Raw genomic sequence first — 15,885 nt, forward strand, 5'->3', positions numbered from 1 at the left:
AGCCGATCCCCATGCCCGATCCGATCAGCTGGGAACTGTCCTGGCCCTATCTCCTGGCCGCCTTCGCGAGCGGGTACCTTCTGGGCTCCATCCCCTTCGGCCTGGTTCTGACCCGGCTGGCCGGCTATGGCGATATCCGGAAGATCGGCTCCGGCAATATCGGCGCGACCAACGTGCTGCGCACGGGCAACAAGCTGCTGGCGTTGGCAACGCTGCTGCTGGACAGCGGCAAGGGCGCTATCGCGGTCGGTATCGCCTGGGCTCTGGCGGGTCAGGAGGCGGCGGTGCTGGCCGCTGCCGGGTCCATGCTGGGCCACAGCTTCCCGGTCTGGCTGGGGTTCAAGGGCGGCAAGGGCGTCGCAACGGCGCTGGGCGTGTTGCTGGCCATCTCCTGGCCGGTAGGCGTCCTGGCCTGCCTGACCTGGCTGCTGGCCGCCGTGCTGTTCCGGATCTCGTCCCTGTCCGCCTTGCTGGCCTTTGCCGTGGCGACGGCCTATGCCGCCTGGATCGGCTGGCTGCAGGGGGCCGGGCGGGTGGGCGGCGCCTGGGCGCCGCCCGTCCTCGCCGGCGACGTTGCCCAGGCCGCGGTTGCCCCCGGCCTGTGGCAACTGATGCTCTTCATCACCGTGCTGGTCTATATCCGGCACAAGGACAATATCCGCCGTATCCTGAACGGAACGGAGCCGCGGATCGGGGCGAAGAAGAAGCAGGAGGCCTAGGCCTCACGCCACCGGCAGCGCCGCAGCCGCATGGGCCATGTTGTCCAGCCCCTGCTGGAACATCGCGGCTTCCGCATCCCGGCGCTTCTGCAGACCGGCCACGGTGGGCCACAACCGCTTCATGGCCCGGAACTGGTCGGGCACGCCTTCAGGCTTTCCGGCGGCGATCATGTCATGGATGGCCTGCATCTCCGTCCGGCTGCTGCCCACGAGACTGGTGCCCCGGTTGTAAACCAGGCTGACCATCGCGCCGATGCAGAGCCCGTCCAGCTTCTCCAGCCCAGGGAAGGCCGCAAGGGTCCGATCGATATAGGTCGGCAGAACATGTTGGCTGAAGACGGCATTCGCCGCAGCCCAGGAGATCGTCAGGTCGGCGAACTCCGTGACAAGGGACTTGCACTTCGCCTCCCCATCCGGAGTTGAACCATGCGCGCCGATGGCGGAGGCGAGTCGCTCGATCGCGGCGGAGTCGATCTGCCCGGTCCAGGCTGCCTCGAACGCCTGCGCCGTGGTCTGTCCCAGATCGTAGCCCACCCCGATCGTGACGCCGGAAGCGCCGCCGGGCCATGTCGGTCGGCAGGCGAACTTGGTGTAATAGGCCTGACCACCCGTCTCTTCACTCACGATGAAATCGATGCACGACTGCGGAATCATCGGACCCTTCCCTTCACCGCCTTATGCGTGCCGCATCATACGATCTGACGCGACATGATAGCGATACAGGAAAGTTCCTTTATCAGCAGTTGACGCAGGGATAGAATTGCATAAGCATTCTTGTATGCAATCGACCCGCCGCCTTTTGACCCCGCAGGAACGTCTCGACTGGCTCCGCCTCACCAGATCGGAGAATGTGGGACCTGTCACCTTCCACCGGCTGCTGGAGCGGTTCGGCACGGCCACCGCTGCGCTGGCCGCCCTGCCCGACCTGGCACGCCGCGGCGGCCGGGCGAATCCCCTGCGCATCCCGTCCAAGGCGGAGGCGGAGCGGGAGCTGACGGGGCTGGAACGGATGGGCGGCCGCATGGTCGCCTCCTGCGAGCCGGACTATCCGCGGGCCCTGGCCGCCATCGACGATGCGCCGCCGGTGCTCTCGCTGCTGGGCCATCCGCAACTGCTGAAGCGGCCGGCGGTGGCCATCGTGGGTGCGCGAAACGCCAGCATCGCCGGCCGCAACATGGCGCAGAAGCTGGGACGGGAGCTGGCCGCGGCCGGATTCCTGGTCGTTTCCGGCATGGCGCGCGGCATCGACACCTCCGCCCACCAGGGCGCGCTGTCCGACGGCACCGCCGCGGTGGTGGCCGGCGGGGCGGATATTGTCTACCCGGCGGAGAATGCCGGTCTGCATGCGGAGCTGCGGCACCGCGGCGTGATCATTGCCGAGTCGGCCCTGGGAACGGAGCCGCAGGCCCGCCACTTCCCCCGCCGCAACCGCCTGATCTCCGGCCTGTCGCTGGGCGTGCTGGTGGTGGAGGCGGCGCTGAAGTCGGGAAGCCTGATCACCGCCCGCATGGCGAACGACCAGGGCCGTGAGGTGCTGGCCATACCGGGCTCCCCAGCCGATCCGCGGGCGCAGGGCTGCAACCGCCTGATCAAGGACGGCGCGACGCTGGTGGAAAGCGCCGAGGACGTGGTCGAGGTGCTGAAACGCCTGACCGGCCAGCCTTTCGGTGAGCGGGACCGCGACCTGTTCAGCATCGCAGCCATGCCGTCCCCCGCCCCCGTCCACGGCGAAGCCGACCTGGAGGAAGCCCGTACCCTGATCGCGGCCAGCCTGTCGCCCACCCCTGTTCTAATTGACGAAGTGGTCCGGGGCTGCCAATTGTCTGCCGGAGTGGTCCGGACCGTCCTGCTGGAGTTAGAGCTGGCCGGCCGAGTCCAGATCCACCCGGGCGGACGGGTCAGCCTGATCTGAAATCCGCCCCGTAGTCGTTTTCACGGTTCCGAAAGGCGGGTTTCCCTTGCCTGGCAGCAGCGTCGTCATCGTCGAGTCCCCGGCGAAGGCCAAGACCATCAACAAGTATCTGGGCTCCGACTACACGGTCCTGGCCAGCTACGGCCATGTCCGCGACCTCCCGCCCAAGGACGGCTCCGTCCGTCCGGAGGAGGATTTCGCCATGGACTGGGAGCTTGGGGAACGCTCCAAGCGCCATGTCGATGAGATCAGCCGGGCCGTGAAGTCCGCCGACCGCGTCTATCTCGCCACCGACCCGGATCGCGAGGGGGAGGCGATCGCCTGGCACGTCAAGGAGCTGCTGGCCCAGAAACGCCTGCTGGGCAAGGTCGACTGCAAGCGCGTCACCTTCAACGAGATCACCAAATCCGCCGTCCAGTACGCCATCGCCCATCCGCGCGACGTGAACCAGGAGCTGGTGGACGCCTATCTGGCCCGCCGCGCGCTGGATTATCTGGTGGGCTTCACCCTGTCGCCGGTGCTGTGGCGCAAGCTTCCGGGCTCCCGCTCGGCCGGCCGCGTCCAGTCGGTGGCGCTGCGGCTGGTCTGTGAGCGCGAGTCGGAGATCGAGGATTTCCGTCCGCAGGAATACTGGACCATTGAGGCGGAGTTCAAAACCTTCGACGGCCAGACCTTCACCGCCCGGCTGACCCAGTTGGACGGCAAGCGGCTGGAGAAGTTCTCGCTTGGCGACAAGGGCGCCGCGGAGGCTGCCCTGGCCCGCATCCGCCCCATGACCTTCCGGGTCGGCCGGGTGGAGCGCAAGGAGGTACGGCGCAACCCCTACGCCCCCTTCACCACCTCGACCCTCCAGCAGGAGGCCAGCCGCAAGCTGGGCTTCGGCGCCACCAAGACCATGCGCACGGCCCAGAAGCTGTATGAGGGCGTGGATATCGGCGGCGAGACGGTCGGCATCATCACCTATATGCGTACCGACGGCGTGACGCTGAGCGCCGAGGCCATCGACGGCGCCCGCCGCATGATCGGCCAGAGCTACGGCGACAACTATGTCCCGGAGAAGCCGCGCATCTACAAGGTGGCCGCCAAGAACGCCCAGGAGGCGCACGAGGCTATCCGCCCGACGGACCTGTTCCGCCGGCCGGAGCAGCTTTCCCGCTACCTGGACAAGGATGAGCTGCGCCTCTACGAGCTGATCTGGAAGCGCACCATGGCGTCGCAGATGGCGAGCGCCATCCTGGACCAGGTCACCGTCGACATCGCCTCCAAGGGAGCGGAGGCCGTGTTCCGCGCCACCGGCTCCGTCGTCCGCTTCGACGGCTTCCTGAAGGTCTATCAGGAGGACCGCGACGACGATCAGGAGGATGAGGAGAACCGCCGCCTTCCCAACATGAAGGACGGCGACGACCTCACCCGCGGCAAACTGGACGCCAACCAGCACTTCACCCAACCCCCGCCCCGCTATACCGAGGCGAGCCTCGTGAAGAAGATGGAGGAGCTCGGCATCGGCCGCCCCTCCACCTACGCCTCCATCCTGCAGGTGCTGCAGGACCGAAACTATGTGCGGCTGGAGAAGCGGCGCTTCGTTCCGGAGGATCGCGGCCGGCTGGTCACCACCTTCCTGGAGAGCTTCTTCCGCCGCTATGTGGAGTACGGCTTCACCGCTGCGCTCGAGGAGAAGCTGGACGACATCTCCGGCGGGCGGATCGACTGGAAGCAGGTCCTGCGCGAGTTCTGGATGAGCTTCTCCACCGCGGTGGACGGCACCAAGGACCTGACCATCACCCAGGTGCTGGACGCGCTGGACGAGGCGCTGGGGCCCCACTTCTTCCCCAAGAAGGTCGGGGAGAACGGGGAGGAGATCGATACCCGCGTCTGCCCGACCTGCGGCACCGGCCGGCTGTCGCTGAAGCTGGGCCGCAGCGGCGGCTTCATCGGCTGCTCCAACTATCCGGACTGCCGCTACACCCGCCCGCTGTCGGTCGGGGACGAGGGGGATGGCGGCGACCGGAACCTGGGCCAGGACCCGGAAACCGGCCTGCCGGTCTGGGTCAAGAACGGCCGCTTCGGCGCCTATGTCCAGCTCGGCGAGGCGGAGGGCAAGGACGGGGAGAAGCCGAAGCGCGCCTCCCTGCCCAAGGGCATGAACCCGGCCGACATCGACCTGGACGCCGCTCTCGGCCTGCTCTCCCTGCCGCGCCTTGTCGGCCCGCATCCGGAGACGGGGGAGGAGATCCTGGCCGGCATCGGCCGCTTCGGCCCCTATCTGAAGCACGGTTCCGCCTACAAGAACCTTGGCGCCGACGACGACGTTCTGACCATCGGGCTGAACCGGGCCGTGCATCTGCTGGCGGAAGCCCCGGCCAAGAAGGCGGTGGCCGGGCGCGAACTCGGCACGCATCCCAAGGACGGCAAGCCGATCAAGGTGGGCTCCGGCCGCTTCGGCCCCTATGTCCAGCACAACAAGCTGTTCGCCAGCATCCCGAAATCCATGAATGCGGACGAGGTGACGCTGGAACAGGCGCTTGAGCTGCTGGCCGCCAAGGCTGCCAAGGACGGGACCAAGAAGGGCGCCACAGCCAAGGCGGACGATGAGGAGAAGCCGGCCGCCAAGAAGGCCGCCGCTCCGAAGCGGGCCGCAACGGCCAAAAAAGCCGCCGCGCCCAAGGCTGCCGGCACGGCAAAGAAGGCGCCGGCGGCAAGGAAGAAGGCCAGCGCCTGATCTTCCGGCTGGCCTGTTCCGGGGCCGCTCCAACCACCCGGCTTGCCGGTGGTGCGAAGAATTCGTACCATCCACCGGCAGAACCGAAGGAGCGGCCCATGTCCTCCGTTGAAAAGCTCAGCATCGCCCTCACGCCGGAGATCGCATCCGCCGTGCGCGAGGCGGTCGATACCGGCGACTATGCCTCCTCCAGCGAGGTGATCCGCGATGCGCTCCGCCAGTGGAAGGCGCGGCGGGATCTGCACGGCCATACGGTCGAGGAATTGCGGGCGCTCTGGGACGAAGGTGCCGCCAGCGGCTCCTCCATCGACTCCGAAGCGGTGATGGCGCGGCTGAGGGCGAAGTATCAGGCCTTGGCCGATAAGGGGCAGGGCCGCTGATGCGCTGGCGCCTGTCGCCAAAGGCTGCTGAAGACCTTGAGGCGCTCGGCGATTTCATTGCAAAGGACGATCCCGTCGCGGCGATCCGGTTCATCGACCGGATACATGAACGCTTGCAGGCCCCCACCGCCGTTCCGGAATCAGGAGCCCGGCGTGACGACATCCGGCCAGGGCTGCGCATGATCCTGGTCGGCCGATACCTCATCCTCTACCGCGTGGCGGAAATGGTGGAGGTGATCCGCATCGTGCACGGCCATCGCCGCATCACGTCCGACGACGCCTGATCTTCCATATCCCCTTCTCGCGTGACTGGAGCCGGCGCAGTACTGTTGCAGCCTGACTGCGACCAGAAGGACGAAGCGCCCGTGCCCCGGACCAAGAAAGATGCCCCCTTCCCCACCAAGGACCAGGTCCTGGAGTTCATCAAGGACAGCCCCACGCCCGTGGGCAAGCGGGAGATCGCGCGCGCTTTCCATATCACGGGCGAGAACCGCGTGCTGTTGAAGCACCTGCTGAAGGAGCTGGAGGGCGAAGGGCAGGTGGAGAAGGGCGAGGGGCGGAGGCTGGCCCCGCCGGCCGCCCTGCCCCCGGTGGGCGTCGTGGTGGTCACCGACATCGATTCCGACGGGGAGACCATCGCCCGGCCGCAGAACTGGCCGCACGAGGACGAGCCGGCGCCGAAGATCTTCATGCGGCCGGAAAAGCGCGGCCATCCGTCCCTGGCCGTGGGCGACCGTGCGCTGGCGCGGTTGTCGCGCCTGTCGGACGGAACCTATGCCGGCAGCACCATCCGCAAGCTGGATGGCGGCCCCCGGGAAGCGCAGATCGTCGGCACCTACGAGCTGGCGCGCGATGGCGGGCGGCTGCGCCCGGCGGAGCGGCGGGCCAAGGCCGAGTTCGCCATCACGCCCGAGAATGCCGGTGGGGCCAAGCCCGGCCAGATCGTGCTGGCGGAACTCCTCCCCTCCTCCCGCATGGGGCTGAAGCAGGCGCGAGTGGTGGAGGTGCTGGGCAGCCTGGAGGAGCCGCGCACCGTCTCCCTGATCGCCATCCACCAGAACGGCATCCCCACCACCTTCCCCCGCGCCGCCATCGAGGAGGCCGAAGCGGCGGAGGAGCCTTCGCTGGAAGGCCGTACCGACCTGCGCGACTTCCCGCTGGTCACCATCGATGGGCCGGATGCCCGCGATTTCGACGATGCCGTGTTCGCGGAGGCGGATGCCGATCCGAACAATCCGGGCGGTTGGCATCTGCTGGTCGCCATCGCGGACGTGTCCTTCTATGTCCGCCCCGGTTCGGCGCTGGACCGGTCGGCCTTCGACCGGGGCAATAGCTGCTACTTCCCCGACCGTGTCGTGCCCATGCTGCCGGAGCAGCTTTCCAACGAGCTGTGCAGCCTGAAGCCGCAGGTGAACCGCGCCTGCCTGGCCGTGCATATGTGGATCGACAAGGACGGGAACCTGAAGCGGCACAAGTTCGTGCGCGGCCTGATGCGCTCCGCCGCACGCCTGACCTACGAGCAGGTGCAGGCTGCCCGGGACGGCCAGCCGGACGAGACCACCGGCCCGCTGATGGGGAATGTGATCGACCCGCTCTACGGCGCCTTCGAGGTGCTGGCACGGGCGCGGGCGCAGCGCGGAACGCTGGAACTGGACCTGCCCGAGCGGAAGGTGAGGCTGGACGAGGCCGGGCACATCGTCGAGATCAGCGTGCGGGAGCGCCTGGACAGCCACCGGCTGATCGAGGAGTTCATGATCCTGGCCAATGTCGCGGCGGCCGAAGCGCTGGAGGCCCGCAGCGCCCCGGTCATGTACCGCGTCCATGCCGAGCCGGCGCGCGACAAGCTGGAGCCGCTGTCGGAGTTCCTGAAGACCATGGGATACAGCCTGCCCCGCGGGCAGGTCATGAAGCCGGAGAACTTCACCCGCATCCTGGAGAAGGCCGCCGGCAGCGCGGAGAGCGAGCTGATCAGCACCGTGATCCTGCGCGCCCAGGCCCAGGCCGTGTACCAGCCGGAGAACATCGGGCATTTCGGCCTGTCCCTGGTCCGCTACGCCCATTTCACCAGCCCGATCCGGCGCTATGCCGACCTGGTCGTCCACCGGTCCCTGGTCCGCGCCTACAAGCTGGGCGACGGCGGGCTGACGGATGAGGAGGCCGGGCGCATGGACGGCATCGGCGAACACATCTCCATGACCGAGCGGCGGGCCGCCACGGCGGAGCGGGACGCCATGGACCGCTACGTCGCCGCATATTTGTCGGAGCGCGTCGGCGCCATCTTCACCGGCAAGGTCGGCGGGGTGACCCGGTTCGGCCTGTTCGTGACGCTGAGCGAGACCGGGGCCGACGGGCTGGTGCCGGTCAGTTCCCTGCCCGACGACTTCTATGACCACCACGAGGCCATGCACTGCCTGATCGGGCGGCGCACCGGCCGAACCTTCCGGCTGGGCACGCAGGTGAAGGTGCGGCTGATGGAGGCGGACCCCATCGCCGGCTCCATGGTCTTCCATCTGGTGGACCCGGAAGCCGCGGCCCTGCCGCCGGGGGAAGCGCCCGCCTTCAGCCCGTTGCGCACGGGAAAGGGAAAGCGCCGGTTCCAGGCGCCGATGCCGGAAGGGCTGAACCGTCCGAAGCCGGCACGACGCCGTCGGTAGCACCGATTTCGGCGGGGTGGACGGTGCGTTCATTCGTGATTAGCATGGAGCGATGATCGGCCACCGCCCGCCCCGTTTTTCCCGGATGTCCGCCACGTACCGTGTGGCCGCCATCCCGCGGACGCGGACAGGATTTCCTCGACCGACGCCGGGGTATTGAGCGAATGCTGCGCCGCCTGACGCCCGCCGTCCTGTCTCTTGCGCTGATCGTCGGATGCGCGGCTGACTATGTGCCCGGGTCGGGTGCCCTCTCGGCGCGGGAGCGCATACTGGGGGAGCACATCTTCTCCGTCGGCTACAGCCGGATCGCGGACTACTACCTGGCCCCGGTGGATCTGCGCCAACTTACGCTGGATGGGCTTCAGGGGCTGGTCGAGCGCGATCCCGCCATCGGCATGGAAACCTCCGGCGGCGTGCTGCGCCTCACGGTCCGCGGCCACAGGGTGGGAGAGATCGCGCTTCCCGACCGGAACACGCCCGGCCCTTGGGCGGAGGTTACCTCCCGCGCGATTGAGCGGCTGCGGGCCCATTCCTCGGCTCTGGCTGCGCTGGGTCGGGAAGAGACATACCAACTCGTCTTCGAATCCATCGTCCGCGATCTGGACGAGTACAGCCGCTACACCTCCGCCGAACGGGCGACCTACGAACGCTCCCAGCGGGAGGGATATGGCGGTGTCGGCCTCGCCCTGCAGCAGGAGGACGGCCGGCATATGATCGCCGAGGTAACGCCCGGCGGCCCGGCGGCGGAAGCGGGAATCCGGAGCGGCGAGCTGGTTCTGGCTATCGACGGGGATCTCACCGACGGGCTGAGCGCGGACAAGGTCGGCGAGCTTCTGCGCGGCCATGCCGGATCGGTGGTGATGCTGACGGTGGGCTCCACCCTGGCGGAAAGCCGCCGCCTGCCCGTGCGACGGGACTGGATCGTGCCAAACACCGTCGAGGCCAGCCGGGACGGCCATATCGGGATCGTCAGGATCGACCGCTTCAATGCTGCGACCGAGCGGAACCTGCGCGATGCGCTGCTGAGGATGGCGCGCGATCCCGAGGGCGCGCCCAGCGGCTATGTGCTGGACCTGCGCGGCAATCCCGGCGGCAAGCTGGATCAGGCTATCGCGGTGGCCGACCTTTTCATGCGGACCGGGCGCATTCTGGACACGCGCGGCCGCCACCCCGACAGCATGCAGCATTTCGAGGCTGCGCCGGACGACGTTCTCAACGGCGCGCCGATGGTGGTGCTGGTCGATGGCCGGTCGGCTTCGGCGGCGGAGATCGTGGCGGCGGCCCTGCAGGACTCGGCCCGCGCCGTCATCGTGGGCGCCAGTTCGTTCGGAAAGGGCAGCGTCCAGACCGTGACCCAACTGCCCAACGATGGCGAGCTGTTCCTCACCTGGTCGCGCTTCTACGCGCCCAGCGGCTACACCCTTCACCGGCAAGGCGTTCAACCGACTGTCTGCACCAGCAAGGATGCGCGGTCGGCCGATGAGGTGCTGTTGAGCATGGTGGCCGGCGCCATACCGCCGGCGGCAGCCCTGGCGCTTTGGCGCACCCGCGCGCCAGAGGATGAGGAGGCGCTGACCCGGCTGCGGGAATCATGTCCCTGGAAGGAGCACGCGCCGGAGATCGACCTGGACGTCGCCAAAGCCCTGCTGGAAACGCCATCGCTCTACCGCCGTGCGCTGGGTATGACGCAGACCAACATCGCGGAGCGGCAGGCCTCCGCACCGTCCCCGGAGGGGGTGGCCGGCGCATTCGTCCCTTGACATGCCGCCGCGAGCGGTTATGTTGCCGCGCTACGCCGCCACTGTGCGGCACGTTTTGTTTGTCGGCCGCGCGTGGTGCGGTGGCCGCGCGTTTCAGGCCGCAGCTTGGCCCCAGGGTGGGATTTGGATCATGGCGAAGCAGAATACCGTGCTGATCAAGATGATCAGCTCCGCTGATACCGGGTACTTCTATGTGAAGAAGAAGAACCCCCGCAAGACGACCGAGAAGCTTGAGTTCAACAAGTACGATCCGGTCGCGCGCAAGCATGTTCCGTTCAAGGAATCCAAGATGAAGTGATCCGCCCCATGGCGATCATCTCATGGAAAAGGCCGCCTCTTGGGCGGCCTTTTGCTTTTTGGCGAAGCGTGGCGGGCGGGGAAGGTAGAACAGACTTAGGCCTCGCTTCGGCGGCTTTCCCTATTGAGCGCCGCACGATCCGGCCCGCGCCTTTCAGCCGATCGTGAAGTTGTCTCAGGCTGTCTGCGGGTTGGGAGCGGCATCGCTCCCCGGCATGGCCGCCTCGGCATCCTGGTCGCAGATGACCAGATTGCGGCCAGCGCGCTTGGCCTGGTACAGCGCCATATCGGCACGGCGCAGCAGGCTGTCGCCGGTTTCCGGCCGCCCGTCTGGTCCCGGCCTGCCATCGGCGACGGCAACGCCCATGCTGACCGTCACCTGGATTTCCCCAACCGGGGCGGAGACCTTGAAGGGCTCGTCCGCGATACGCCGGCGCAGCCGCTCCGCCACCATGGAGGCCTGGGCCAGGTCCGTGTCGGGCATGATCACCACGAATTCCTCCCCGCCCAGGCGGGCGACGAGGTCGAAATTGCGCAGGTTGCGGCTGGCGCGGTTGGCGACGTCCTTCAGCACCTCGTCGCCGACGCCATGCCCCCAGCTGTCGTTGACCACCTTGAAGTGGTCGATGTCGAACAGCAGGGCGGCCACGGGCTTGTTGTTCCCGCCCCCCCTGTCCAGCAGGCGCGGCAGGTGGGCGGACAGGTAGCGCCGGTTGAACAGTCCGGTCAGGCTGTCGGTCAGCGCCAGCGACAGGGACTGCTCGTAATTCGCGCGCAGCCGGTCCTGGTAGCGCTTGCGGCGAACCTGCGTGCGGGTGCGGGCCAGCAGCTCGTTCCGGTCGATCGGCTTGATCAGGTAGTCATTGGCGCCCAGCTCCAGCCCCTTGGCCACCCGGTCCATGTCTGCCTCGTCGGCCAACAGCAGGATCGGCACCTGTCGAGTCCGCTCCTGGCTGCGGAGCTGGGAGCAGAGGCGCAGCCCGTCTTCCCGCATCAGGGTGAGGCTGATCACGACCAGCTCGAACTCCTCGGCCAGCGCCAGCTCCAGCCCGGCAGCACAGCTCTCGGCCGTCTTGACCAGCGCGCGGTCGCGGCCCAGCGTCTCGGTGAGCTTGTCCAGATCGATGGCGCTGTCCTCAACCACCAGGACACGGGCGCCCTCGGCGCTCTGGTTCTGCATGCTGTCGGTGGAGACGAGCATGCCGAGCTGCCCGGACGTGCTCTCCCGCAGGCGCCATTCGTCCATCATCATCTTCAGGCGAACGAGTGAGCGGACGCGGGCGAACAGCGCCACGTCGTTGACCGGCTTGGTCAGGAAATCGTCGGCTCCGGCCTGAAGGCCGCGCACCCGGTCGGAGACGTCGGACAGCGCCGTGACCATGACCACCGGGATGTGCATCGTCGCCGGGTCGGAACGGATCTTCTCGCAGACCTCGAACCCGTCCATGCCGGGCATCATGACGTCCAGCAGCACGATATCCGGTGCATGGCTGCGAATCCGCTCCAAAGCTTCCGGCCCGCTGTTAGCCGTAACAACGTCAAAGTACTCGCGCGTCAGCTTCGCCGCGAGCAGCTTCACGTTGGGCAGTACGTCATCTACGACCAGAACCCGAGCCGACATGTCACCATCTATCCTGCGGCCCGGCGATGGAAACCCGGGCTCATCCTAGGAACTGCTTGACGGTCTGGAGGAAGTTCGCCACCGAGATCGGTTTGGCGATATAATCCTCACAGCCGCCTTCGCGGATTTTTTCCTCATCCCCCTTCATGGCGAAGGCCGTGACGGCAATGACGGGAATCGTGCGGAGCTCCTCATCCTCCTTGATCCATTTGGCAACCTCCAGGCCTGATATGCTTGGCAGCTGGATGTCCATCAGGATCAGGTCGGGACGATGTTGCCGCGCCAAGCGCAGAGCGTCCATTCCGTCCTTCGTCTGCAGGGTCGTATAGCCGTGCGCCTCCAGAAGATCATGAAAAAGCTTCATGTTCAGCTCGTTATCCTCGACGATCAGCACCCGCTTGGAGGGGGCGATCACGCCGCCGAAAGAGCCTACCACTATCGTCTCGGCACACATTACGATGCTCCTGCCGGGCATACAACCGGCATCGCGGCCCAAGGCATCGCAGACCATGCGTTGGGAGGTTGGAATCCAGGGAGATTCTCAGCGGCAAAGATTAAGCTCGGGTTACTCCATTTCGTGTAAGGGAAGCACAAGAACTCCGCCGCCTGTCCGAAGGTGATACATTGGAACTATCGAAAGGGGCAAGAGGCGAAACAAGCAAGAATGCTGCCGCAGACCGGGCAGAGGGCATGAATGCGAACGGAATTCCGACGCCCGGCCTGTGCCGCGATTGCGGAGCGCTCGTACCGGGCGAAGGACGCCGCTGTACGGCCTGCCGCTCGGCCCGGTTGGTGCGTCATGTGGAGCTGCACCGGCTGGGAATCGCACACATCGATTGCGACGCCTTCTATGCCAGCGTGGAGAAGCGGGACAATCCCGCCCTGGCCGACAAGCCGGTGATCGTGGGCGGCGGGCAGCGCGGAGTCGTGTCCGCCTGCTGCTACATTGCACGGATGTATGGCGTCCGTTCGGCCATGCCCATGTTCAAGGCGCTATCGGCCTGCCCCGACGCGGTGGTGATTCCCCCGAACATGAAGAAGTACAGTGCCGTGGGCCGGCAGGTGGCCGCCCTGATGGAAGAGGCGACGCCCCTGGTGGAGCGGCTGTCCATTGATGAGGCCTTCCTGGACCTGACCGGTACGGAAGCGCTGCATGGCGGCAGCCCGGCCCGAACCCTGGTCAAGCTGGTGCGGCGCATAGAGCGGGAGGTAGGCATTACCGCCTCCGTCGGACTGTCCTACAACAAGTTCCTGGCCAAGATCGCCTCCGACCTGGACAAGCCCCGCGGATTCGCGGTGATCGGACGGGCCGAGGTGCTGGATTTCCTCGGCCCCCGCTCGGTCGGGCTGATCTGGGGCGTGGGCAAGGCGCTGCAGCAGAAGCTGGAGGCGGACGGCATCCGCACCATCGCGCAGTTGCGGGAGGTTCCAGACATTCTTCTGGCCAAGCGCTATGGCGCCATGGGGCTGCGGCTTGCGAAGTTCGCTCGCGGCGAGGACAGCCGCGTCGTGACGCCCAATGCCCCGCCGAAGAGCGTGTCGGCGGAGACCACCTTCAACACCGATCTCAACCAGATGGACCCGCTGGAGCGGGCGCTCTGGCCCCTGTGCGAGACCGTGGCACGGCGGCTGAAGGCGGACGGCTATGCCGGCGGCAGCGTCACGCTGAAGCTGAAGACGTCGGATTTCCGGCTGCGCACCCGCACGCGCCGCCTGCCCTCCCCCACCCTGCTGGCCGACCGCATCTTCCGTCTCGGGCGGGATCTGCTGGCGGAGGAGTTGGCGGAAGAGAAGGAGAGTGGCACCCGGTTCCGGCTGATCGGAATCGGCTGCGCCGACCTGCGCGATCTCGCCGACGCGGACCCGCCCGACCTGCTGGACCCGGGCCTTGCCCGCCGCGCCAAGGTAGAGCAGGCCATGGATGCCGTCCGCGCCAAGCTGGGTGCAGACGCCATATTGAAGGGCCGCAGCCTACCGATCGACGAAGACGAGAATTAGAGGCTCCCTTGAACTCAGCAGCGCGGCGCGGGCACGGATTGCAGTTCGTCCAGGGTCACATCCACCTGGAAATCGCCGTAGTCGATCACCATGGATTGGACCACCCCGTTCCGCTGCACCAGCATCGAAGTCTCATAATCGGGAAGCGCCGCCTGGGGATCGCTGGGGAAGAAGGCCAGATGAACGGGCCAAGCCTCGTCGCTCCGCAACTCGTCGCCCCCCTTGCCGCCTGCGGATGACTTTCTGGCATTGGCGATCACCGCGCTCACAGGGGTGGCGCCTTCCTGCTCGCTGCCGTCGAACACCGTGGCGGCGAAGAAGGGCTCGCCCGACGCGGCGACCTCCAACAGGCGGAGGGTGTGGGCCGTCGGGAACATGGCGCCCGGCCGCAGCTCGACCTCCTTCTGCTCCGGCCGGTTGAAGGTGACGGTGCCGCCGGAGCCGCCGCTGAGCGATGCCTCGCCCCGCAGTTCCTCCTCCACCTGACCGTTGACGAGCTTACGAACATTGAAGCGGTAGCTTTCGCCGTCCTTGGCCTCCCAGGTCACGTAGCTGTTGTCGAAGCTCACCTCCTCCCCTTCCTGATAGGTGAAGCGCACTTCGAACCTCTGCTCAATGGTCCAGCCATCGCAGGCATCCTTCCAGGCGAAGCTCATGCGGCCCTGGACATCGGCCACGGGGCTGCGCGCCCGCGCATTGGACAGCTTCATGGAATAGGTGGCCGTATGGGGCGCAACCTCCGATTCCGCTCCGGCCGGCGGGGCACAGGCGGTAGCGGCCGTGAGGCCGAACAGGGTGGCGAGAACAAGACTGGTGAGCCTTGCAGGTGGCAGGATCGATTGCACGCGTCACCAGCGGTCTGCGAAAGGAAGCGCAATTGTCTCCCTAAATCATGGCGAAGCAAGGGCCTTAACGTTCAAGGCCATGTCCGGAACAGACGGCACTCTTTTCCGGACCACCGGGATGGACTGGGCAGTTCCTGCCGGTAGGTAGCAGGCGGCCATACCCGCAAAATATATAAAATTAAGGATAAGTTGTTGAGCCGGCAGGGCGGAGGTGGATGGCACAAAGCTTGCCTTAGTGGGGCAGATGCAATCCTGAAAAGGATATCCGTTCATGAGCCCGCTCGACATCGCGCTGCCTGCCCACGCCGCACTGGAATTCCAGCTTCCCATTCCGATCCGCGCATCGCGCCTGCCGGACGGGTATGAGGCCATGGGCGCACAGCTTCTGCTGCTGCAGGAAGCGCAGGACAGGCTGCGCGCGGCGGAGCGGCTGATCGCCGAGCAGCAGGCCCGTATTGAAACCTTGGAGGCGATGAGCATGACCGACGAGCTTACCGGACTGCTGAACCGCCGGGGCTTCATGGATGCTTTCCATCGCGAGCTGGCGGCGGGCAGCCGGCTCGGGACCGGAGGCGTGCTGGTGATGGTGGACCTGAACGGCTTCAAAGCTATCAACGACACCTACGGCCATCTGGCTGGCGACCACTATCTGCAACAGGTGGCTCGGGCACTGAAAAATGCCGTGCGGGCCCATGACATCGTCGCCCGCCTTGGCGGCGACGAGTTCGTGGTGCTGCTGACCCGGATCGATGCCGAGCAGGGCATTGCCCGTGCAAAGGCGCTGGAGGAGCGCATCAACGCCGAGCATTGCACATGGCAGCGCCGCCGCCTGCCGCTGCGCGCCAGCTTCGGGGCAGAGCCGTTCGGGCCGGATGAGGACCAGGATGAAATCCTGCACCGCGCCGATATCCGGATGTACGCCGCCAAGGCGGCCTGGAAGAAGGTCGTGCTCGCCGTGGCCTGAGCGCCGCGATCCCACC

14 protein-coding genes are annotated in these 15,885 nt (G+C 66.8%); 10 read left to right on the forward strand and 4 right to left on the reverse strand.

Features of this window, described 5'->3' with window-relative positions:
- Positions 1-11 precede the first annotated feature (11 nt).
- Positions 12-719 carry a glycerol-3-phosphate 1-O-acyltransferase PlsY gene (gene plsY, locus DOL89_RS09920; protein ID WP_119679005.1) on the forward strand — a complete coding sequence of 236 codons (708 nt, stop codon included), beginning with the start codon at positions 12-14 and terminating at the stop codon, positions 717-719.
- A 3-nt stretch (positions 720-722) separates the two neighbouring features.
- Here the strand turns inward: plsY and DOL89_RS09925 are convergent, their stop codons facing one another.
- Entirely contained in the window at positions 723-1,373 is a 651-nt protein-coding gene (locus DOL89_RS09925) for a lysozyme family protein (RefSeq protein WP_119679006.1), read from the reverse strand.
- Between the two features lie 124 nt (positions 1,374-1,497).
- Between DOL89_RS09925 and dprA the strand changes: the two genes are divergently transcribed.
- From dprA to rpmG, 7 genes are all read left to right on the forward strand, one after another.
- Entirely contained in the window at positions 1,498-2,631 is a 1,134-nt protein-coding gene (gene dprA / locus DOL89_RS09930) for a DNA-processing protein DprA (protein WP_119679007.1), read from the forward strand.
- A 46-nt stretch (positions 2,632-2,677) separates the two neighbouring features.
- On the forward strand, positions 2,678-5,350 hold the full coding sequence (gene topA / locus DOL89_RS09935; protein ID WP_119679008.1) for a type I DNA topoisomerase: 2,673 nt from the start codon (positions 2,678-2,680) through the stop codon (positions 5,348-5,350).
- Positions 5,351-5,448: 98 nt separating this feature from the next.
- Positions 5,449-5,730: a type II toxin-antitoxin system ParD family antitoxin gene (locus DOL89_RS09940; protein WP_119679009.1), complete on the forward strand. Its 282-nt coding sequence runs from the start codon at positions 5,449-5,451 to the stop codon at positions 5,728-5,730.
- Entirely contained in the window at positions 5,730-6,014 is a 285-nt protein-coding gene (locus DOL89_RS09945; RefSeq protein ID WP_119679010.1) for a type II toxin-antitoxin system RelE/ParE family toxin, read from the forward strand. Before DOL89_RS09940 ends, DOL89_RS09945 begins: the two co-directional genes overlap by 1 nt.
- An 81-nt stretch (positions 6,015-6,095) precedes the next feature.
- Entirely contained in the window at positions 6,096-8,384 is a 2,289-nt protein-coding gene (gene rnr / locus DOL89_RS09950) for a ribonuclease R (RefSeq protein WP_119680354.1), read from the forward strand.
- A 164-nt stretch (positions 8,385-8,548) separates the two neighbouring features.
- The gene (locus DOL89_RS09955) at positions 8,549-10,144 is read left to right on the forward strand and encodes a S41 family peptidase (RefSeq protein ID WP_119679011.1); all 1,596 of its coding nucleotides are present in this window, start codon (positions 8,549-8,551) and stop codon (positions 10,142-10,144) included.
- Positions 10,145-10,274: 130 nt separating this feature from the next.
- The gene (rpmG, locus tag DOL89_RS09960) at positions 10,275-10,442 is read left to right on the forward strand and encodes a 50S ribosomal protein L33 (RefSeq protein ID WP_119679012.1); all 168 of its coding nucleotides are present in this window, start codon (positions 10,275-10,277) and stop codon (positions 10,440-10,442) included.
- A gap of 174 nt (positions 10,443-10,616) precedes the next feature.
- Here the strand turns inward: rpmG and DOL89_RS09965 are convergent, their stop codons facing one another.
- Together DOL89_RS09965 and DOL89_RS09970 are read right to left on the reverse strand one after the other, a co-directional pair.
- The gene (locus DOL89_RS09965) at positions 10,617-12,062 is read right to left on the reverse strand and encodes a PleD family two-component system response regulator (RefSeq protein WP_119679013.1); all 1,446 of its coding nucleotides are present in this window, start codon (positions 12,060-12,062) and stop codon (positions 10,617-10,619) included.
- A 40-nt stretch (positions 12,063-12,102) separates the two neighbouring features.
- Positions 12,103-12,516 (reverse strand): response regulator, encoded by a 414-nt coding sequence (locus tag DOL89_RS09970; RefSeq protein WP_119679014.1) that lies wholly within the window; start codon positions 12,514-12,516, stop codon positions 12,103-12,105.
- A gap of 236 nt (positions 12,517-12,752) precedes the next feature.
- Here DOL89_RS09970 and DOL89_RS09975 point away from each other — a divergent pair, with 236 nt between their 5' ends.
- Positions 12,753-14,060 carry a DNA polymerase IV gene (locus DOL89_RS09975; protein WP_119679015.1) on the forward strand — a complete coding sequence of 436 codons (1,308 nt, stop codon included), beginning with the start codon at positions 12,753-12,755 and terminating at the stop codon, positions 14,058-14,060.
- A 14-nt stretch (positions 14,061-14,074) separates the two neighbouring features.
- Here DOL89_RS09975 and DOL89_RS09980 read toward each other — a convergent pair whose 3' ends face one another.
- Positions 14,075-14,905, reverse strand: a complete 831-nt coding sequence (locus tag DOL89_RS09980) for a cell envelope integrity EipB family protein (protein ID WP_162937435.1) — start codon at positions 14,903-14,905, stop codon at positions 14,075-14,077.
- 271 nt (positions 14,906-15,176) lie between these two features.
- Here DOL89_RS09980 and DOL89_RS09985 point away from each other — a divergent pair, with 271 nt between their 5' ends.
- Complete coding sequence (locus tag DOL89_RS09985; protein ID WP_225889754.1) at positions 15,177-15,869, forward strand: GGDEF domain-containing protein; 693 nt, start codon at positions 15,177-15,179, stop codon at positions 15,867-15,869.
- Positions 15,870-15,885 lie beyond the last annotated feature (16 nt).

The sequence above is a fragment of the Indioceanicola profundi genome (assembly GCF_003568845.1).
In the GTDB taxonomy this organism is placed as follows: Bacteria; Pseudomonadota; Alphaproteobacteria; order Azospirillales; family Azospirillaceae; genus Indioceanicola; species Indioceanicola profundi.

Coding starts and splice junctions, on each gene's coding strand:
- DOL89_RS09955 (WP_119679011.1), top strand. CDS start 8,549: ATGCTGCGCCGCCTGACGCCCGCCGTCCTGTCTCTTGCGCTGATCGTC.
- plsY (WP_119679005.1), top strand. CDS start 12: ATGCCCGATCCGATCAGCTGGGAACTGTCCTGGCCCTATCTCCTGGCC.
- dprA (WP_119679007.1), top strand. CDS start 1,498: ATGCAATCGACCCGCCGCCTTTTGACCCCGCAGGAACGTCTCGACTGG.
- DOL89_RS09975 (WP_119679015.1), top strand. CDS start 12,753: ATGAATGCGAACGGAATTCCGACGCCCGGCCTGTGCCGCGATTGCGGA.
- rpmG (WP_119679012.1), top strand. CDS start 10,275: ATGGCGAAGCAGAATACCGTGCTGATCAAGATGATCAGCTCCGCTGAT.
- DOL89_RS09925 (WP_119679006.1), bottom strand. CDS start 1,373: ATGATTCCGCAGTCGTGCATCGATTTCATCGTGAGTGAAGAGACGGGT.
- DOL89_RS09985 (WP_225889754.1), top strand. CDS start 15,177: ATGAGCCCGCTCGACATCGCGCTGCCTGCCCACGCCGCACTGGAATTC.
- DOL89_RS09970 (WP_119679014.1), bottom strand. CDS start 12,516: ATGTGTGCCGAGACGATAGTGGTAGGCTCTTTCGGCGGCGTGATCGCC.
- DOL89_RS09945 (WP_119679010.1), top strand. CDS start 5,730: ATGCGCTGGCGCCTGTCGCCAAAGGCTGCTGAAGACCTTGAGGCGCTC.
- DOL89_RS09940 (WP_119679009.1), top strand. CDS start 5,449: ATGTCCTCCGTTGAAAAGCTCAGCATCGCCCTCACGCCGGAGATCGCA.
- DOL89_RS09965 (WP_119679013.1), bottom strand. CDS start 12,062: ATGTCGGCTCGGGTTCTGGTCGTAGATGACGTACTGCCCAACGTGAAG.